General features: G+C 59.2%; 18 protein-coding genes. 4 read left to right on the top strand and 14 right to left on the bottom strand.

Annotated elements, in window-relative coordinates:
• The 8 genes from C6Y62_RS00355 to C6Y62_RS00390 form a co-directional block, all read right to left on the bottom strand.
• Complete coding sequence (locus tag C6Y62_RS00355) at nucleotides 1–1,080, bottom strand: vWA domain-containing protein (RefSeq protein ID WP_173952349.1); 1,080 nt, start codon at nucleotides 1,078–1,080, stop codon at nucleotides 1–3.
• Nucleotides 1,077–2,000, bottom strand: coding sequence for a nonribosomal peptide synthetase MxaA (locus C6Y62_RS00360; RefSeq protein ID WP_173952350.1), 924 nt, complete (start codon nucleotides 1,998–2,000; stop codon nucleotides 1,077–1,079). The genes C6Y62_RS00355 and C6Y62_RS00360 overlap by 4 nt, the downstream gene beginning before the upstream one ends.
• Nucleotides 1,997–2,878: a DUF58 domain-containing protein gene (locus C6Y62_RS00365; RefSeq protein ID WP_068463872.1), complete on the bottom strand. Its 882-nt coding sequence runs from the start codon at nucleotides 2,876–2,878 to the stop codon at nucleotides 1,997–1,999. Before C6Y62_RS00365 ends, C6Y62_RS00360 begins: the two co-directional genes overlap by 4 nt.
• Nucleotides 2,875–3,924: an AAA family ATPase gene (locus C6Y62_RS00370; protein ID WP_246274198.1), complete on the bottom strand. Its 1,050-nt coding sequence runs from the start codon at nucleotides 3,922–3,924 to the stop codon at nucleotides 2,875–2,877. Before C6Y62_RS00370 ends, C6Y62_RS00365 begins: the two co-directional genes overlap by 4 nt.
• A 160-nt stretch (nucleotides 3,925–4,084) precedes the next feature.
• Nucleotides 4,085–4,372: a methanol dehydrogenase gene (locus tag C6Y62_RS00375; RefSeq protein WP_068463866.1), complete on the bottom strand. Its 288-nt coding sequence runs from the start codon at nucleotides 4,370–4,372 to the stop codon at nucleotides 4,085–4,087.
• Between the two features lie 87 nt (nucleotides 4,373–4,459).
• Nucleotides 4,460–5,044, bottom strand: coding sequence for a cytochrome c(L), periplasmic (moxG, locus tag C6Y62_RS00380; RefSeq protein WP_068463863.1), 585 nt, complete (start codon nucleotides 5,042–5,044; stop codon nucleotides 4,460–4,462).
• Nucleotides 5,041–5,943, bottom strand: a complete 903-nt coding sequence (gene moxJ, locus C6Y62_RS00385) for a methanol oxidation system protein MoxJ (protein ID WP_173952351.1) — start codon at nucleotides 5,941–5,943, stop codon at nucleotides 5,041–5,043. The genes moxG and moxJ overlap by 4 nt, the downstream gene beginning before the upstream one ends.
• 199 nt (nucleotides 5,944–6,142) lie before the next feature.
• A complete protein-coding gene (locus C6Y62_RS00390) occupies nucleotides 6,143–8,032 on the bottom strand; it encodes a methanol/ethanol family PQQ-dependent dehydrogenase (protein WP_083509814.1) in 1,890 nt (629 codons plus the stop codon).
• Nucleotides 8,033–8,428: 396 nt separating this feature from the next.
• On the opposite strand from C6Y62_RS00390, the gene C6Y62_RS00395 reads away from it, so the two are divergent.
• On the top strand, nucleotides 8,429–8,965 hold the full coding sequence (locus C6Y62_RS00395) for a hypothetical protein (RefSeq protein WP_173952352.1): 537 nt from the start codon (nucleotides 8,429–8,431) through the stop codon (nucleotides 8,963–8,965).
• 204 nt (nucleotides 8,966–9,169) lie between these two features.
• A complete protein-coding gene (locus C6Y62_RS00400) occupies nucleotides 9,170–9,817 on the top strand; it encodes a response regulator transcription factor (protein WP_068463854.1) in 648 nt (215 codons plus the stop codon).
• Nucleotides 9,818–9,923: 106 nt separating this feature from the next.
• Here the strand turns inward: C6Y62_RS00400 and C6Y62_RS00405 are convergent, their stop codons facing one another.
• From C6Y62_RS00405 to C6Y62_RS00430, 6 genes are all read right to left on the bottom strand, one after another.
• Nucleotides 9,924–10,439, bottom strand: coding sequence for a DUF3617 domain-containing protein (locus tag C6Y62_RS00405; protein WP_068463851.1), 516 nt, complete (start codon nucleotides 10,437–10,439; stop codon nucleotides 9,924–9,926).
• A 207-nt stretch (nucleotides 10,440–10,646) separates the two neighbouring features.
• Entirely contained in the window at nucleotides 10,647–11,537 is an 891-nt protein-coding gene (locus C6Y62_RS00410) for a TatD family hydrolase (RefSeq protein WP_173952353.1), read from the bottom strand.
• 92 nt (nucleotides 11,538–11,629) lie between these two features.
• The gene (locus C6Y62_RS00415; protein ID WP_173952354.1) at nucleotides 11,630–12,553 is read right to left on the bottom strand and encodes an EboA domain-containing protein; all 924 of its coding nucleotides are present in this window, start codon (nucleotides 12,551–12,553) and stop codon (nucleotides 11,630–11,632) included.
• 124 nt (nucleotides 12,554–12,677) lie between these two features.
• A complete protein-coding gene (locus C6Y62_RS00420) occupies nucleotides 12,678–13,550 on the bottom strand; it encodes a UbiA family prenyltransferase (protein WP_173952355.1) in 873 nt (290 codons plus the stop codon).
• Nucleotides 13,523–14,752, bottom strand: coding sequence for a metabolite traffic protein EboE (eboE, locus tag C6Y62_RS00425; RefSeq protein ID WP_246274199.1), 1,230 nt, complete (start codon nucleotides 14,750–14,752; stop codon nucleotides 13,523–13,525). The genes C6Y62_RS00420 and eboE overlap by 28 nt, the downstream gene beginning before the upstream one ends.
• Nucleotides 14,725–15,939 (bottom strand): 3-dehydroquinate synthase, encoded by a 1,215-nt coding sequence (locus C6Y62_RS00430; protein ID WP_338074318.1) that lies wholly within the window; start codon nucleotides 15,937–15,939, stop codon nucleotides 14,725–14,727. Before C6Y62_RS00430 ends, eboE begins: the two co-directional genes overlap by 28 nt.
• Before the next feature lie 502 nt (nucleotides 15,940–16,441).
• Between C6Y62_RS00430 and C6Y62_RS00440 the strand changes: the two genes are divergently transcribed.
• Together C6Y62_RS00440 and C6Y62_RS00445 are read left to right on the top strand one after the other, a co-directional pair.
• Nucleotides 16,442–17,860: a PQQ-dependent sugar dehydrogenase gene (locus tag C6Y62_RS00440; protein WP_246274200.1), complete on the top strand. Its 1,419-nt coding sequence runs from the start codon at nucleotides 16,442–16,444 to the stop codon at nucleotides 17,858–17,860.
• 302 nt (nucleotides 17,861–18,162) lie between these two features.
• Nucleotides 18,163–18,615, top strand: coding sequence for a c-type cytochrome (locus C6Y62_RS00445; protein ID WP_068463833.1), 453 nt, complete (start codon nucleotides 18,163–18,165; stop codon nucleotides 18,613–18,615).
• Nucleotides 18,616–18,642 lie beyond the last annotated feature (27 nt).

Consider the following 18,642-nt stretch of genomic DNA (forward strand, 5'->3'; position numbering starts at 1 on the left):
CTACGCCGCCTCCTTCAAGCGTTTCGTCTCGTTATCCGTCGCTTGCCGGGTAGCAGCGACCGTGCCACCTGCGCCGCTGCGCGTCAGGGCACCGCCGGTCTCAAGACGGACTTCAGCCAGCTTGGCCAGCAGCAGCAGCAACAGCGTCGCGGCAGCAATGCCGTAGGCCAGATCCGAAAGATCAATTTCCGGAATGCGCTCCTGATAACGGATCGGATTGCGCTCCAGCTTGTCGATCTCTTCGATTGCGTCGGCAATCGCTTCGGGGTTTTCGGCCTCGAACGCCCGGTAAGGCACCTTCAGGCTCTGGAAGAACAGATTGAGATGCCGCTCAGGCATTGCTTGCGGCGTATCCGGCACGCCCTCGCGGGGCGGATCGAAAATGCCCGGCGCTCCCGCCGTGCGCAAATACAGCCAATAGAGGTTCACCGGACGCTTTGCGATCTGCTCGCGCAGACGTTCCTGAACACGGCGATCGATCACAGCGGCGCCGTCCGAAACCAGCAGGATGGCCCGCGATGCAGCCGTCGGATCGGCCTCATGCATGGAAAGTGCCAGTGCGAGCCCTTGCCCCACGTTGGTGTAAGCAAGACCAGGACGCGTGATCGCGTCAACGGCGCCCAGCACAGCATCCTTGTGGCTGGTGATCGGCAGCACCGGCATCGCCATGGTCGAGAACGCGGCCACACCGAAGCGATCGTGATCACGCCGGTTGATGAACTCACGCATGAGCTCGCGTGCAACCGAGGACTTCGAGGCTTCCGTTTCCGTTGCCTGCTTGCCCGCGAAGGTTTCGTCCATGCTGCTGGAGCGGTCGAGCAACAGCACAACGTGCGAGCCTTCGCCGACGCGTTCGACCGTCTGCCCCTTGAGATGCAGTCCGCCGATTGCTGCCAACAGCGAAAGGATAGCCAGCGCGCCAAGCAGGTGCAGGCCGATATCAACCGCGCGCGACAGGCCGTCCGGCTCCACGCCCGCAAGCGACGGATACCCCTGGCGGCGCTGTATCGCGAAGGCCAGCGGCAACAACGCGAGCGGAATTAACGCGAGTACCCATGGATATGTGAGCGCAAGGTTCATCCCGCGCTCCGTTCCGCCACCGCCAGCTTGGAGCTAAGATCCGTCAGTGCCGACAGCGGCAACTGCTTGCTGGCGCCATCAACATTGTTGCCGAAGAACGTCTGCCGCGACGAAGCGAACATGGCTTCGACTTCCGCCGCGTAGGGCTTGAACTCCGGATGATCAGCTAGGAAGCCATCGACATCATCGGCCAGCACGCGGCGCCCGGCTCTAAGATCGAATGCGCGATGAAGCCGCAACAGCGCCGTACGATAACCGCTGGCGTCCTGCAGCTTGCCGGCGTTCGAACGCAGGTAACGCGCCGTGTCGGTGAATGGCCGGGCAGCACGCTTGTGGAACGGCCACCACGCCTGATGCCAGGCCAGCGCAATCAGCGAACCGAGCGCGATCAAACCGGAAACCAGCATCGCCGTGCGCTCGCGCCCCGTGGTCAACGGATACGGCACCACGTCGGGCTGCAGGGCAACTGAGCTTCCGCTGCTCTGGCTGCTCGACGCAAACAGCTGGCGGATGGGTGAACTGATGAACTCGAAGCCCGGAACAGTCACCTCACCAGTTCCCGAAGCGCCGGCAACCTTCAGCGCGAAACCTGGAATGGTGAGCTTGCGCGGATCGAGCGGCGTGTAGAACGTCTGGTAGTTCAACACCAGTCGGTAGGTCGTAGAACCGCCGCCGCTGGATTCGGTATCCAGCTTTACGTCGTTGAGTTCCAGCCAGTAATTGACAGGGCCGGCCAGCGGAACCGACGCCATTTCCAGCGTCTCGCCGGCATCAACGCGCAGGATCACCTCGCGCGTCAGCGTATCGCCGAGGAAGTAGCCAAACGAGCGCGGATCCTTCAGCGCCAGAGACGGCTCAGCTGATACCGGAGCCGACGCCACGAACACCGCAACCAAGCTGAGGAATATCACTCGCATCATGCCACACCGCCCGCGAGATACCCGCTTAGTCGTTCCCAATCGATACGATCTTCCACCACGAAGGGCGTGCGGCCATATCGGCCCGCGATCGATTTTAGATCGGCTCGGCGGCGTCCGCTCCTCCTTTGCCATGCCTCCCACAAGCGCGGGCGCATGACGACGAGACGCCGCCGGCCAACCTCTAAATCGGTGAGCGACAGAAGCCCCCACCGAGGTAGCCTTTCAAGTTCCGCAGTGTCAGACAGCACGATAGGAATTATATCGTGCCGGGCAAGTGCCCCAAAGATTGCCTCAATCTCCGGGCGCGGCATATAAAAATCTGAGATGAGAAATATCACCTTTCGACCACCGCCAACCAGCGCAGCGGCATCGACCATCCCACCGGTGCCAGCACCGCGGGGTGTGAAGTTCCGCAACCTCCGGAGCATCTCAACCTCGCTGCCGCGCGCGCGGGTGGCGAGAAACGTGAGTTCCTTTTGAACTTCTGCGTCGCAGCCTATCAGGCCGAATGCATCCCCTGCCCGGCGCACCGCCGAGGCCAGCGCCGCGCAAAGATCGGCTGCGATACGCATCTTGTCCGAGGCGCCCCGAAAACCCATCGACGCTGACACGTCAACAAGTGCATAGACTGTGACCGTCGCCTTTTGCTCAAAGCGGCGGACATGCAGTCCCTCGAACGGATCGCGCGCACTGACACGCAGATCGAGCCGTCTCGGATCCGGACTGCGCAGCAATGGCGCCACATCGCGAAAGAAGCCCCCGGCTCCTTCACGCTTACCGCGATGGGCACCGGCTCGGACCTCCGAGCTGCGCCAGGCCAACTGATAAGGAAGATCCGGCGGCGGCGCATCGTCTTCAGGCCGGCGCGGATCGATCATGGCGCCGGCACCCTTTCGAACAGCTGGCGAACCAGTTCACGAACGATTGGCTCACGCCGCAGTTCATAGATCGGATCGAAGAAGATGCGGTGCGCCATGGTCTCGAAGAACACCGCGCGCAGATCCTCAGGAACAACCATCGTCCGATTATCGAGGAAAGCCGCAACGCGCGCTGCACGGAGCAGGTAGCTCATTCCGCGCGGACTGGCGCCACCGGAAACAAGGCGGTCCATATCGACGTCGGGGATTTCAATACCCGCTGCGGCAGGATTGCGAATTGCCTGCCAAAGATCGAGCGTGTAACGCTGCAGATCTTCGCTGGCCGTAACACTTTCCTGAATCGCTGCAGCTACTTGTGGCAACGCCCGGTGATCAAGAATGGACTCACGCACGCTTTCGATCAGCTTATCTCCGTCGTGGAAACGCGGATCGAATGCAAGCTGACGCCGGACATCAGGATCAGTCGGCGTGGAAATGTTGATTTCCATCAGGAAGCGGTCGCGGGCGGCGGCCGGCAGCTCAAATGTTTCTTCCCGCTCGATGCGGTTGCGGTCGGCAAACACCAAGAGGTACGGGAAGTGATACTCCCTGTTGAACGCCGCAATCGAGCGCTCAGCCATCAGGCGCAGCAGCAGCGAATGCACCTGCGGACGGGCGCGGTTGATTTCGTTGAAGAAGAAGACTGTCAACTCGCTGCCATAGCGAATGACAGGGCCCGGCTCGACGCGCGGACGGCCATCTTCGCCGATGTAGGTGTGATACACCATGTCAGCGGGCATAAGATCGATCGTGCCTTCGACACGTTCGTAAGCACCACCCAGACCGCGCGAAGCAGCGCGGAGCAATGTGGTTTTGCCGACGCCAACATCGCCCTCAAGCAGCACATGGCCGCGAGCGAAAATGGCTATGGTCAACAGATGAATATTGCGCTGCTGGCCGATAACGACCTTACCAAGCTCCGTTTCGAAATCGATCGCGTGCTGGCGCCACGATGAAAGGTCGATTCCTTCGGAAGCCTTGACCGCCTGCAAACCTTCGCGGGACAAGGTAGCACTCCTGTGCGCCGGGGCCGACATACGTCAGCACGTGAAATGGAAACCAAACCTCAGACAAGGTGGAGGGGTGCGGATACCCGCACCCCCAGTGTCCTCGGGAGGAAGCAGCAATAGTCGTGTACTGCTCCGAGGAGCCACCCAGTACCGAAAATTAGTTCGGGATGTCTTCCACGTCGTAGATCCACTCGCCGCTCTTGACGAAGTGCGCAGTGCGCTTCGCGTTACGAGCTTCCATGTCCTTGATCGAGTTGCCCTGCTTGGCAAGCTCGGCCGGATCATGCTTCGGATCGTACTTGGAGCCAGCAATCTTCTCGGGATAGCCCGGCTTCGGCTCCCAGCAGTTGCCCGGCGCCTTGCACTTGGTGCCGTCGTAGGCGAAAGCGGACGAAGCGGCGACGAGCGCAGCAACGGCCGTAGCGATGAACACAGTCTTCGTCATGACAATTTCCTCCTGGCTTTCCTTAACGTCTTAGTTTGGCGGTATTGCCCGCCTTCTTGCTCGCGCCCACCGGAAGCGAACATTCTTTTAATGGCGCATCGTTCCGCACTGATCTGCCGGTACAGCCTGCGCCAGTTCAGCGGTGCCATGTTCCACGCTCTTGTCTTCGACATAGGGCTTGAACACTTCACGCTGCTCAGGTGTCAACCAACGGGCCTTCTTCGGATCCTCTGCATACAGATGCCGGATCCAAGCCATGATGTTCAGGATCTCGTTGATCGACTTATCGCTGTGCGGGCCCATCATGCCCTGAGCACCACCATAGATCGTCTCGAAGAGGCCTTTGTCGGTCCGGTTCTTCGGATAGGTCCAGTACGCATCGTTAAGGCCAGGTCCAACCTTACCTTCAGCGACGTGCCCGTGACAGCCGGAGCATGACGATAGGTAGAGGAAGTTGCCCAACGGCAAGCACTCAGCCTTCTCGTTGTACGGATTTACACCCGTTTCAAGGAACTGCTTGACCGCAGGCGGCTCAGGATCATCCTTCGGGGCAATGTTCAAGTCCAGAACTTCGCCCGTAATCGTGTTACGGAAGGGGTCCAATGCCATCGCTGCTGCCGGCAGAACCACCATTGACAGACCAACAAGCACTATCTTCGTGAGTTTATTCATCCTTGACGTCCCTCTGGGGTCTTCGCGAGCTCGTCCAGGGGAATGCCTTCTTCCTTCAGGATGCTCTCGATTTCAGGTTTCGCTTTTTCTAGCGCAGCATTGACCTCAGCCAGCAGCTGCTTGTCATCCTTCCGCACTGCAATCGATTGATCGAAGTGGAAAGGCAGATGCTGTCCATCACTGCGCGTGGCGTTGTCGGGAACTACAACGAGCTTCAACGCATTGCCGCGATCCTTGACGTAACGTGCGACTTCAGGAGAAAACACCACCGCAAAATCGGCCTTTCCGGAGGCAACGTCATCGACATAGCGCTGCGGATCGACACGAATGTACTGGTTACGCTTGCTCTTGAAGCCGACCAGCGACTTCATGTAGTTGAAGTTCGAATTGAACAGACCAAGTTTCTCAAGCATCACCTGAGCTGGACTGTCCTGAGACATACCGATCTTCGATGCCTTGAGAATGTCCGGGCTATCCCAGCTCGTAATGTCGAGCGGAGAGTCCGAACGCATTACGAACACGTAGGGCGCGCGATAATAGGGATTGGAGGTCAGCACCCGCTCATCGCCCGTATCGAGGCCAATCACGACATCACAGTTGTTTTTGTCGAGCTGATCCCGAACGAGATAAATTGCCGGCTTATCCGTCCATACAAACCTGGCGCGCTTGCCCATTGCTTCGGCAAGAACCTTGCCGATTTTATTCTCAAAGCCATTGCCGTCACGCATTGAGTAGGGCTTCTCAACTTCGGAAGCGCAAATGCGGAGAACAGACGGATCTGGCGGAGTTGCTTTCTTAGCTTCTTCTGCCGTTGCCGACAGAGCGGTGAAGCTTCCTGCCATCACGGCAACCGACAAAAACGCGAAGGCCGACTGATGGAATTTTGATGTCTTGCTCATATTGACGCTATGCTTTCATGAAGCAGATCTGCTCCGGCGCCGAGCTTATCTTGAGTGGTCTACGCCCGACACTAATCGCCACTTTGGCGATGATGCGGAGACAGCATCCTAACCGTTGGAGGAGTGTACGGATCGGCGCTGTGGGGCGGGAGCCCCCGCCAGGTTGCTCAGCAACCCAGCGGGAACACCCTGCTCCTCATCAGAGCTTCGGCAGCTGCGGCGGATACTCGTCGAGCATCACGTCCTCAGAGTAGGGGCTCTTGCCGTCAAGCGAGAAGACAAGAAGACCACCACCCATCTGGGTCCAGTTGGCGAGATGCTTGAACGCACCCACGGCACCGAGACCAGCAGTCGGATCGTTGAGGTCGAACACCAGACCAACACCCGGCCAACCACCAACGCCGTAGTAAATGGCGACGTACTGGGTGCCCTTGTGCAGGTAGGTCATCGGGTAGCCAATAGCGCCCGACGGCATCTTGAACTTCCAGAGAAGCTCACCGGTGTCGCTGTCGCGAGCCTTCAGGTAGCCATCCAGCGTTCCGTAGAACACCAGGTCGCCACCGGTAGCCAGCGTACCACCCCAAGCGGCGAAGCGTTCCATCACTTCCCACTTATAGTCGCCGGTGATGGCGTTGTATGCCTTCACCTGACCAAGGCCGAGGTAGTTCTGACGGTCACCCTTCGGACCCGGGTACATCCACAGCGTAGCACCGACGAAGAACTGGCCGGCACGATACGGCAGCATGAACGGTTCCCAGTCCATGCAGATGTGGTTGATCGCCATGTAGAACAGCTGGCGGTTCGGATCGTAAGAGTCGTGAGCCTGATCGTGGTAACCCATGGCCGACGGGCAAACGTTCGTTGCCTTGTGGTCCATACGGGTGCCGTACTCAGGATCGCGGACCGGGATACCGGTCTTCAGGTCGACGTGCGTCCAGACGTTGACGGTGTCGTCGATCTTGTCAGCGGAGATCAGGTCACCGTTGGTACGATCGAGGGTGTATACGATACCGTTACGGTCAGGATGGGTCAGCAGCTTGCGGACCTTGCCCGACTTGTCCTTCTGAGTGGAGAGCATGATAACGTTCACGCCCGCGTAGTCCCACTCGTCGTGCGGCGTCTTCTGGTAGCCGAAGCGAAGCTCACCGGTGTCAACGTCGCGAGCCATGATGGTCATGGTCCACTTGTTGTCGCCCGGACGCATCGTCTCGTTCCACGGAGAGGGGTTGCCCGATCCGTAATAGATCAGGTTCTCTTCGGGATCGAATGCGTACCAGCCCCAGTTCGTGCCGCCGCCGATGCGCCAGGCATCGCCTTCCCAGGTCGACGTTCCGAGACCCTTCTGGCCGTAATGCGGGTTGGCTTCGTTGAACTTGTCGCCGATACCAACTTCGTCATCCGGACCCGTGGCATACTTACGCCACACCTGGGCACCCGTCTTAACGTCGTAAGCGGTTGCGTAACCGCGAACACCGAGCTCAGCGCCCGACGAACCGATGATCACGAGGTCCTTAACAACGTAAGGAGCGATCGTCAGCGTCGAACCGACCTTGATGTCAGAGTTTTCGAGCTTCCAGAACTCTTCGCCCGTCTCAGCGTTCAGAGCAACAACGTGGCCGTCAAGCTGGTTGTTGATGATGAGGGAAGGGGTCTTACCATCGCCCGGCCAGTAGGCCAGACCACGGTTGACGAGGTCGCAGCAAGCAACCGAGCGCGCAGCAGGATCCTGCTTCGGCTTGTGCTGCCACTTGATCTTGCCCGGATTGTTCAGGTCCAGAGCATAGACGTTGTTCGGGAAGGAAGAGTTAATGTACATCACGCCGTCAACGACGCGCGGTGTACCTTCGTGACCGTGAAGAAGACCGGTCGAGAACGACCAAGCAACCCGCAGATTCTTTACGTTGCTTTTATTGATCTGCTTCAGCGGGCTGTAGTTGTTAGAGTCGTAGTTCTTACCGGTCATAACCCAGGCTTCGTCACTATTCGACAGCTCAATGAGCTTGTCGTTGGCGCTAGCGCCAGTAACGAAGCCTACCAACGCCGCAATCGATGCGGACGCCAGCAAGCCTGACTTGAGGTGTGCTTTCATCAACAAACCCTCGCGTTTTCGCTCCCAGGACAAAGGCGGTTCCTTAAGGATACAGATGACCCCGCTCATACGTTTTGTATGAGCAATGAAGTCGTCTCCGCCTTCTTTAGAGGTGCAGTGATCAGTCGCAGTTACTCGTCTGAGCTGCACGAGCTGAGTAAGGTTCCTTGCGGAATCCTGTCTCGGCCGTGAGGAAAGCTAGAACGCACATGTTGTCGCGTCTTTAGGTCAACTTCCAAGAGTCTCATGGCAAGAGTGGCAACGTGTATGCAAGTCATGCCGTCGCGCTGCGCCGCAAAGCCGCGCTAGGATACCGAAGTGTCGCACCGGAACTACCCAACACTTTAGTGGACCGGGAAAAACGCCCGATAGAACTTCCAAACAGGTGAACCCAATATGGCTCTCACTAAGCACTTAATGCCGCCGCTACGATTGCCATCATGCTGCGCTTGCACATTGATTGCAGCCCTAGCTTTCGTACTGACTGGCTGTGGAGAAGAGCCAACGCCGGAGGCATCGGCGCCGCCAACGCCGGTCGCAACGGAAAAACCCACGTTTTATAATCTGACTTGGCTCAGACAAATCGATCCGACCCCCGCGGAACAGTGGCTTGCTAGTCGTGAAGTCGGGCATGATCTCGATCTGTACGATCCGGCAGTCACTAAGATGCGGGAAAAGCTGGATATCGCGTCAAAGCGCTTTCGCGATCACCCGCGCATGATTGCCAACCGGGCCGTGCAGCTTGAAGGCATGCTTCAGGAGAAGAAAATCGCCGAGCGCGCGCCGGAAATTATTGATACGCTGTGCGAAGTTCAGCTTTCAGGCCGGTCGGTTGAGAGTTTCTCATCGTTGACGCAGCAATATTACAATTTGCGCATGGAAGGGCTGGACCGGGACAAGGCTATTGTCACGCTGCGGCAGCAAAATCCGTAAGGTTCATGACAGGTTACTGACAGCGGGCGGGAATTCTTGCTATCCGTTAAGTCGTGGCAAGAGACCCGCAACGCGATGTGGCGCCCCTCTTGCCAATTGCCGGCTGGCACCCAACCTGTTGCCAATAATTCCCTTGCAATCGCCCTTCCCACCTCACATAGGGATTAACTGTTACAATATTTCATCGCAGAAAGACGCTGTTGAATGAAGGTTCTGGTCATAGACGACCATCCGATTGTCGCTCAAGGCTGCCGTCGGCTTCTCGAGGATGCGGGAGTTGACGAGATTTTCGTCGCTGCCACTCTCTCCGAAGGATTTCGTCTTTATCGGCAAAAGCAGCCTGACCTTATTATCGTTGATCTTTCCATGCAGTCGGGCGCGCTAGGGGGCCTCTCCTTTATCCGCCGCCTGCGTGTCCACGACGAGCGAACCGCTATACTCGTTCTCAGCATGCACTCCGACCGCATGATCGTCAGCCGCGCGCTGGAGGTCGGAGCCAATGGCTACGTACTGAAGGACACCTCCCCGGAGGAGTTCTCCAAGGCGTTCCGCCGGGTGCGTGACGGCCAGCCCTATCTCAGCCACGACCTCGCCTCGCAGATCGCGTTCATGGAAGCGCGCGGCGATCGCAACCCGCTCAGCCGCATGACGCTGCGTGAACTGCAGACGCTGTCGCTGATTGCCGAGGGCAAGCCTTACATCTCGATCGCAGAAGAGCTGCACGTCAGCTACAAAACGGTGGTGAACACCTGCGCCCAACTTAAGGCCAAGCTGGGTGTGCGCACGCTGCCGGAGCTGATGCGCATCGCCATTCAGCACCTGCCGAACATGCCTGGGCGCTCGACGCTATAATCGCTGTTTTGAGTGTCACTGAAGAACAAAAAAGCCCTCGATCGCTTAGGCAATCGAGGGCTTTTGTCATGTATATCGCCAGAAGATGCGGATCAGAAAACCTGCATCACTTCTTTTCGTCTTTCTTGTCTTGCTTGGTCTCGGGCGGGCAATCCGGGCCGATATATTCACCATCGAGCGTCACGCCCATGGTCTGGAATCCATCCGGCGGATCGAACGTCATCTTCATGATGGCGCGGTAGCGCTTGTTGAAATCGCCACCGAAGACGGTGCTCATGGTCTGCTTGGCATACGGCCGCTTGCAGACGATGGTGACGATGGTTTCCGTACCGGCCTTCTCGACCTTCGGCTCGCCGCAGTCGCCGTTATCAGCCGGCATGGCGATACTGTCATCGGGACCAATACAGGTATCGATGGTGGTCTTGCCAAGGTTGGCGGCAACCGTCGTGATGCGCCAGTGTCCCGGCTTACGCTTCGGAATGTCTGCCTGGCTTAGCTCTACCTTATCTGTCTTCTCGGTCGCCTCCGCAGCCGGCTTCTGATCTTCAGCGGTGGCAATTCCAGCGACAGGCAGCGCCAGCCCAAACATAACGGCGGCGCAGATTGTTGTTTTTACGCGCATTCGCATTTCCTCCCAATGGGTTGAGAACCTAGCTCAATCGCCCACCGAGCGGAGTGGAGCAAGTGGCCCAATCCGATAATATCTATCTCCCCGATATATTGGATTATTTTCCCGTAATGCGCGCGGCATCGCCAGCTATTGCAGCGCACAACGGGGAAGCGGGCGCACCGTTCCCCACAGCCCGCTGGTCCGATACCTTCCCGACGGTCAGCTTTTCTCTTCCACGCGCGGATCCTGCCCGCCGCGCAGAATTGTATTTCCATCGTAACGCGAGCGCTGATCGACGGCCGTGCTGGCCCAATCCTGCTCGTTCATCTGGCCGCTCTGGCCATACGCGGCCAGCGCGTTGCCATAGGTAACCTTGCGCACGTCGTCAGCCGATACGCCCGCCGCAGCCAGCAGCTCGGCCGTCTTCGGAACCGACAGCGGATCGGAGATGCCCCAGTCACACGCGGAATCGACGATCAGCTGATCGGCGCCGTACTGGCGGACGATTTCCAGCATACGCGGCGCGGTCATTTTCGAATGCGGGTAGATGGAGAAACCGGCCCAGAAGCCACGCTCCGTCACTTCGCGCACGGTCTCCTCGTTGACGTGATCGATCACAACCCGGTTGGGCGCGAGATTGTGCTCGATGATGATGTCCATCGAGCGTGATGCGCCCTTTTTCTTGTCGCGGTGCGGCGTGTGGACCATGACCGGAAGGTCAAGCTCGCGCGCCAGATCGAGCTGCAGGCGGAAATACTTTTCCTCAAGCGCGGTTTGCTCGTCGAAACCGATCTCGCCGATGGCGACGACACCTTCCTTGGTGGCGAACTCCGGCAGAATTTCCATCACGTCTTCGGCCAGCGCCTCGTTGTTGGCTTCCTTCGAATTGAGGCCGATGCAGCAGTAATGCTGGATGCCGAACTGACTGGCTCGAAAGCGCTCAAAGCCAAGAATGTGCGAGAGATAATCGCGATAGCTGCCGACGTTGGTGCGCGCCTGCCCGATCCAGAAAGCCGGTTCGATCACAGCCACGATGCCCGCAGCGGCCATCGCCTCATAGTCATCGGTGGTGCGCGAGATCATGTGCGCATGCGGATCGATAAAGGGCATCGGAAATTCCGTCCTGTTCTTTTCATGCCTGCTCGACGAACATCGTATCAGATGTGCAGCGCCGACACATGCTGTTTGTGATATTATCCGCTTCAGGGCAGACTGGGATGGTCGGATAGCTTGGCGATGCCGGCATCATACAGCCGATCCCAGGTCAATTCGCCAGCGCGGATCGATGCGGCCAGCGGCCCATCAGCATCGAGCAGTGCAAGTGCTTCCGGCGTCGCGCATTCAGACAAAGCCAGCGCACCCGCGCGGTGCTCGTCCCGATCCGCCGAACGGAACACCCTGGCCAGATCGTCCAGATAGCGATTGCCGGCAAACGGCCCAACACAACGCCACAGCTCGGGACTGACAACGCGGCCCGCCGCCCAGCGCTCGTGCGCATAATCGACCAGCATGCGCGCCAGATCAGCGTTGCGGCGTTCGTCCAGCTTCACGACCGGAACCAGCGTGCTGTTGATGAAGAGCGTCTTCACAACCATCTGATTCCACATCGCCTCACTGAACTGCTCGGCCGGATATGGGCTGTTGTGCGCAACGGCTTCGAAGATTGGCTGCACGGCGGAGCGGATGCCTTCACCGGCCGTGGCAAGATTTGCTTCTGCGCGCGGATACAGCGGCAGGCCGCGCAGCAACGCGAGCTGCTCACCGATTTCACCGGAGCGGAATAGCCGATCAAGCCGCGCAGCGAAGCCTTCTTCGCCCGCCGACGAAGCAGCACTGGCCAGAAGCAGGAAAACGCGGGCCGCCTGATCGGTCGACCAGTCGCGCGCATTGAAGCCCGGCCGCACCGCTGCTGCGGCGGCCAATTCCTGTGCTGTCAGATCAAGCGGCGCTTTACCGACCTTACGCGGCGCCAGTCCAATCGCCATGGTGAGCACGCGCTGATCGGGGGCGGCTGCGATTTTCTCGGCCTGATCATCCAGCCACTGGAGCGCTTCCGAACTGACGCGCGCGGCCAGCCATCCGCGCAGCAATCCCATGCGGGTTGCGGTTTCAGATCCATCCTGCATCGTTCAGCTTCCCCCGCTCACGTGTTCCGGAGCGACCACATATTCCGCAATCGCGATGCGCCTGCCGCCTTGCATCAGACCGATGTTGCATCTCTTCGGATGTAAGGTCCGAAGTTACACTGGTCTAGGTCGCGGGTACGAACCGTTGCAGAACCAGCGTGAGCCCGAAACAAAGGAGACATGCGATCGCCGCATAATGCACGCCCGTCGTCGTCGCGAACAGTGCATCAACGAGGGAAATAGCTGCAATAAGCAATGCAACCGCCTGCGATACGTCACCCGCAGCGCGGCGCCGCAAAAGCGTTGCGACACGCCAGCCAACCGCCGCCAGCATGACATAGATCAGCAATGAGAGCGGGGAGAATGCTCCGGAGACGGCCGCAACGATAACAGGGGCGGCCAGCAGCGAAAGCGGCCACAGGCTCGTAACACGATCAACGTTTTCCAGCCGGGCAGTGAACGTGAGTCCGGCAACGTAAGCCAGCAACGCGGCCGCCGGAACGAGCACATCGAACTGCACGTCCGGAAACACCACCAGCCCAGCGGCGACATAAACCAGCGCGCGGCATAGGCCCATAACGAACGGCGCAACCGGATTGCCCTTGTGGTGCCAGTTGTAAAGGATGATGGCGCCGCCCAGAGCGAGGCCGGCAAGGCCCGCCTCCTCGCGCTCAAATGCCAGCAGCACGATGCCGATGACGAGAAGCGCGGCACCGACCGCAAACACCAGTTCCGGTGCGATACTGCCGGAAGGGATTGGCCGCTCGGGGCGCTCACGCGCATCGATCTCGCGATCAAAGGCATCGTTGAGATACATGCCGCCGACGTACATCAGCGAAATTGCCAATGCGGTGACGGCCGTGGAAAGCAGTGCGCCGCCGCCGGCCAGAGCACTGGCGGCGATCACGTTGCTCCACACCGTTGGCAGGTTGGAAACGCGGCCCAGCAGCAGCGCTGTGCGCCACGGGCCTATGCGCCCAGTTGCGAGCGAACCCATTGCAGCTCCCGCGCGATATCGTTGCTGATGTCGCTGGCCCGCAGATCGGCGGGCAGCACATCCCAGGTGTAGGTTTCAACTTCGAGGTGAGGCGCGAGCGCGCTTTGCCTGCATGCCGCGAGCAGATCGATCAGCGGCGCGTGGGTGGATTGCAGCACGCCAGGCGCTTGCCAGAACAACGGCACATGGCAATGTACGCGCCATTCGGTGGCTTGCGCGCCGCCATCGAGCGCAGCGATTGCCTCGGGCAGATCGAGATAACGGGTTAGCTCGCCATCCCGCTGGGCCACGGTCTGATGCAGATAGACGCCGTCGTCGAATGCCAGTAGGAGCCGCGCCGCCTCAGCGTCAGGTGCGGGAACGCGCAACGCCGCGCTGAGCTGGATTTTCGGCACCGCGATGCCGGCTTCGCTGAGGCGGGCCATGCTGGCGACGGGATCTTCGAACTCGACGGCGGCATGGCAGACATCAAAACAGACACCCAGATGCTGGCGCAAGCGCTGCTCAGCCACAGCGGGATCGTCGATGTTAGCCGCGCGCGCGAAAGCTTTCACGGCATCAGGCGCAAACACCCGACCGTTGAAGAACGCGATCGCTTCATCGGTTGTTTCAAGGAAGCAGTGCGGCTCGGGCTCAAGCGCAAGGCTGATGTGTTTGCCTGAAGCTTCGCTCAGCGCATAGAGCTGCGCGGCGCACGCGACCAGGTTATCGACGATCGCTGCGATATCGGGTTCGGTTGCGATGGCTGGCTTGAAGCCACCCGGCACGGTGCTGATGCTGCCAGCCATACCCTCGGGCAGCAGCACGCTTAGAATGTACGCCGCCGCATCGGTGAAGCGCAGACGCTCCTGCGTGCGCCAGTCGGGCTCATAGACCTGCTCCTTCACGCGGGTGGCGTGGAAGGTGCCATACGGAAACGCGTTGACGGTAAAGACGTAGAAGCCTTCAGCGTCCAGAAACGCCTTTAATTCCCGCACCCGTTCTGGATCGGCCAGATCGTCGACCGCGGCTGCCGAAAGCCGCAAGCCGACGCCCATCGGCGCATCGGGAGAAACCTGCTGCTTGACCGCCGGCAAATTGCGTCGGAGCGCGGCAAAAATTTCTTCCCAGGTCTCACCGGCATGGATGTTGGTGCAGTAGGTGAGGTGCGGCGTACCGGGCAGCGACAGCCGCATCAATGACCATCCTGCGGACGCAGCCATTCGATCGCTTCATCGATCAGCGCGTGGTCCATTTCATGCACGTCCACGCTGATGCCGAGATCGGTCAGCAAGGTGATGGTGAGCTGACCGCCCAGATGCTCGCGGAACTCTTCCAGTCCGGCCAACAGCAGACGCTTGCCCGCCGCGTTGCGCATATCGCAGGACGGATGCCACAGGTTGAAGCCCAGCCGCTCCAGCAGCGCACGGACGCGCTCGTCACCGCCCGGCGGCATCAGACCAGCCAGCACGGAATAACGCGTATCGATGGCAACGCCGATGGCAACCGCCTCGCCGTGGCGGAGATCGTAGTGGGACAGCGCTTCCAGCTTGTGCGCCGACCAATGGCCGAAATCCAGCGGTCGGCCGCTGCCGCGCTCGAACGGATCGCCACCACCCGAAATTTGCCGCATGTGCAGCAGCGCGCAATGGCGGATCAACCGGTCCAGCGGTTCAGAAGCGAACAGCGCCAGCGCCTCGGCCTTTTCTTCAAGCCAATTGAAGAATGCGCCGTCACGGATCAACGCCACCTTCACCGCTTCAGCCATGCCAGCGCGCTTATCGCGGCCTGGCAATACATCGATGAAGGCTGAATCGTTGATGACGGCAGCAGGCGGCACAAACGTGCCCAGCATATTCTTGAAGCCGAACGCATTGACACCATTCTTCACGCCGACGCCGGAATCGTTCTGCGCCAGAACCGTGGTGGGAACGCGAATGTGCCGGATGCCGCGATGGGTTGTTGCAGCCACATAGCCGATCAGATCCAGCAATGCCCCGCCGCCGATACCGATCACATAGCCGTGGCGATCCATCTTGTGGTTCACCAGCAGTTGCTGCAGGCGCTCAACCAGCGCCGGATCGTTCTTGCATTGCTCACCGCCCGGAACCAGCTCCGGCGGCCCAACCATTTCCATCGTGTCGGCATGCGCCGCCGCGTAGGCCGTTATGCGGCGCTTGAGATCGGGCATCTCGCGCAAGAGGCCTTCGTCGATGAAAAATATTGTGCGCCGCCGCGAACCGGAACCGGACCGTTCGATGGATTCAGCAAGGACCTGATTTCCTTCCGAAAACAGATCCCGCGTAAAATAGACCGGAAACTCGTATGGCACCGTGAAGCGCTGGACGAACGCCCGTTCTTCGCCGGTGCATTCGATTTTCGCTAGTGCATCGCTGACCGATGAAACCACTTTCGCCGCTTCCCCTTCCAACACCCTGCATTTGCAGTGGTATTCTTGACCCATAAACAAACGGGCTGGCTTTACTTATCGCATCTTGGACAGCGCCAGCATTCGGATGTCTGCGCAGCACAAAGATGGAAGCAGCCGCTTTAATCATGCGCGGTTTGCCAGGGGCAAGCAACGGTTTTGCTTCAACTTTTCTCGCGCAGCCACCGCACCGGCGCTGACCTGTTTCAATGTTTGGAAAAAATCGAAGGAATAAACAGCAAAACCGGTTACCTCGTTTGCCAAAACGAGGTCAATTTGTGCATTTTGGGAGGGGGTCCATTGCCGCAGTGACATTCATTCACTAGCGTTCGGCTTGCGTGGCGAGGTGCACAACAAACACTCGGTTAGCTGAGTAATTGCATGTGATTTCGTTCGCAACGTGAAAAATGGTCGCTACGCGACAGATCGAAGACATCCGATCGCAGGGCGACTTTCAGAGACTTATGAAATGGGAGAACGCTCTATGAGAATGCGGTTGCTGCATGCCGCTTCGATGGGCATGGCCCTCGTTGGAGCACTGGGAACGACCGCTGCGGTCGCCCAGACTGTGCCGACAGAGCCATCGCAGGTCGCACGGCCGCCTGGACAACTTCCAGGTAATCCGAAGATCGCCCTCGTCAAGGTCGCCGACGGTTTCAACGATCCTGTTGGTGTCGCTTCGGCATTTGACGGCTCGGGTCGTATCTTCGTCGTCGAACGCGTCGGCAAGATCAAAGTTGTCAAGGACGGCAAAACTCTTGAAGCTCCGTTCCTCGACCTGACCAAGAACACGCCGCTCGGCTCGGAAGTCCAGACGGGCTTCGTTGAGCAGGGCCTGTGGTCAGTGGCGTTCCACCCGAACTTCAAGGAAAATGGCTACTTCTTCGTGAGCTATTCGTCCTTGCCGTTCAACGGCGCGCACATCATCGCCCGCTACACGGTTGATCCCAACAGCCCCGACGAAGTGACGGTCGAACAGGCCAACAAGTCGGTCAAAGTGATCATGAACATCCCGCAGCCGTACTACAACCACTACGGCGGTGGCATTGCGTTCGGTCCCGATGGCTATCTCTACATCGGCAAGGGTGACGCTGGCTGGGAGGGCGACCCCCTCAACGCCGGTCAGGACACCAAGGTGCTGTGGGGCAAGATCCTTCGCATCGACATCAACACGCCTGACGATGTCGCCTACACCATTCCGCCGACCAACCCATTCGCGAAGGCCTATCAGGACCGCATGATGGCCCTGTTCGGCATCACCGAAGAAGGCTTCTCCAAGATCCACATGGGCGCACGCCCGGAGATCTGGGCCTACGGTCTGCGCAACCCCTACTCGCTCGACTTCGATAAGAAGACGGGCGCGCTGTTCATCGCTGAAGTTGGTCAGAACCACTGGGAAGAGATCAACTGGCAGCCTGCAGACAGCAAGGGTGGCCAGAACTACGGCTGGAAGTTCAACATGGGCACGCACTGTCACCCCGCGTTGGGTCCTGACGACAAGTGCCCGATCGTTGGCACGCTGCCCGTCGCAGAATATCCGCACCAGGAGCCATATCCGGGCGCAGAGAAGCTGAAGGAAGGCTGGGGCTGCTCCGTTCAGGGTCTTGGCGTCGCCAACTATGCTGGCATGACTGGCGTGTACCTGACGGGCGACTGGTGCTCGGGCCGCGTGTTCGGCACCGGCTGGGACGGCAAGAAGTGGCAGATCCAGGAAATGCTGCAGACCTCGCTGCAGTTCACCTCCGGTAACATCGACGAGGACGGAACTGTTCTCGCCGTAAACTGCGACTGCTTCTACACGGACGACAAGGGCCCGCTGGCTAACCCGCCGGGCGCTCTGTGGAAAGTAGTTGCTGCTGACAAGGTGCCTGCCGGCGCCGAAGTCGCCAAGACGAAGAAGTAATCGCTAGCCGATCGCTTCGGTGGCAGGGCCCAGTGCTTGAAAAGCTGACGCTTGTAGAAAAGCTATGCTTGTAGAGTCTGGGCCCTGCCCCCACATCTGACCTTCAAGGCCACTGAATGATTTCGTGACAATCGGCAGTGGTTTTATTCAATTGTGCTTCTGTTCGGAAAACGGGTGCCACCTATTCCGCGGCTGCACTGTGAAGCGTGCTCTTCCAGGCTTTTGCCTTCAAAATCTCCTGGGACGCACTCTGCCTTGAACGTGCACCGATACCGGGCGCACTTTAGGAAAGTTCCGCCTCCATGCCGGTCAAATTTCGCCATCTCTCAGCTGCCGCGTTTGTTGCGTTTGCGTTCGCTGCCACTGTTCCTGCAGTTGCAGTGGAGTTCAAAAGCGCGCTCGACGATTCCCCGATCGACCTCGATCCGATCAAGGGGGAAGAGTTCACCGACGCTGTGAAGAAATTCCATGAAACAGGCGAAAACCCCTACAACGGCAACGCCGAAGAAATCGCCGCCGGACAAAAGCTCTACAACGCCAACTGTCAGGTCTGTCATAAGCCTGACGGTTCAGGCGGCATGGGCCCTGCGCTGAACGACGACATGGTTGTCAATCCGCGCGCCAACACAGACGTTGGCATGTTCGAGATCATTCACTCCGGTGCTGCCGGTGCCATGCGTCCGTTCGCCAAGCGTGGCATGACGCAGGACCAGATGCTGAAGATCATCGCCTTTATCAATACGCTCAAGAAGTGAGCCGGCTTAGCCGAAACAATCGTCAGT

Source organism: Hyphomicrobium sulfonivorans, from assembly GCF_013306565.1.
GTDB classification, from domain to species: domain Bacteria; phylum Pseudomonadota; class Alphaproteobacteria; order Rhizobiales; family Hyphomicrobiaceae; genus Hyphomicrobium_A; species Hyphomicrobium_A sulfonivorans.

Coding starts and splice junctions, on each gene's coding strand:
- C6Y62_RS00355 (WP_173952349.1), bottom strand. CDS start 1,080: ATGAACCTTGCGCTCACATATCCATGGGTACTCGCGTTAATTCCGCTC.
- C6Y62_RS00360 (WP_173952350.1), bottom strand. CDS start 2,000: ATGATGCGAGTGATATTCCTCAGCTTGGTTGCGGTGTTCGTGGCGTCG.
- C6Y62_RS00365 (WP_068463872.1), bottom strand. CDS start 2,878: ATGATCGATCCGCGCCGGCCTGAAGACGATGCGCCGCCGCCGGATCTT.
- C6Y62_RS00375 (WP_068463866.1), bottom strand. CDS start 4,372: ATGACGAAGACTGTGTTCATCGCTACGGCCGTTGCTGCGCTCGTCGCC.
- moxG (WP_068463863.1), bottom strand. CDS start 5,044: ATGAATAAACTCACGAAGATAGTGCTTGTTGGTCTGTCAATGGTGGTT.
- moxJ (WP_173952351.1), bottom strand. CDS start 5,943: ATGAGCAAGACATCAAAATTCCATCAGTCGGCCTTCGCGTTTTTGTCG.
- C6Y62_RS00390 (WP_083509814.1), bottom strand. CDS start 8,032: ATGAAAGCACACCTCAAGTCAGGCTTGCTGGCGTCCGCATCGATTGCG.
- C6Y62_RS00395 (WP_173952352.1), top strand. CDS start 8,429: ATGGCTCTCACTAAGCACTTAATGCCGCCGCTACGATTGCCATCATGC.
- C6Y62_RS00400 (WP_068463854.1), top strand. CDS start 9,170: ATGAAGGTTCTGGTCATAGACGACCATCCGATTGTCGCTCAAGGCTGC.
- C6Y62_RS00405 (WP_068463851.1), bottom strand. CDS start 10,439: ATGCGCGTAAAAACAACAATCTGCGCCGCCGTTATGTTTGGGCTGGCG.
- C6Y62_RS00410 (WP_173952353.1), bottom strand. CDS start 11,537: ATGCCCTTTATCGATCCGCATGCGCACATGATCTCGCGCACCACCGAT.
- C6Y62_RS00415 (WP_173952354.1), bottom strand. CDS start 12,553: ATGCAGGATGGATCTGAAACCGCAACCCGCATGGGATTGCTGCGCGGA.
- C6Y62_RS00420 (WP_173952355.1), bottom strand. CDS start 13,550: ATGGGTTCGCTCGCAACTGGGCGCATAGGCCCGTGGCGCACAGCGCTG.
- eboE (WP_246274199.1), bottom strand. CDS start 14,752: ATGGCTGCGTCCGCAGGATGGTCATTGATGCGGCTGTCGCTGCCCGGT.
- C6Y62_RS00440 (WP_246274200.1), top strand. CDS start 16,442: ATGAGAATGCGGTTGCTGCATGCCGCTTCGATGGGCATGGCCCTCGTT.
- C6Y62_RS00445 (WP_068463833.1), top strand. CDS start 18,163: ATGCCGGTCAAATTTCGCCATCTCTCAGCTGCCGCGTTTGTTGCGTTT.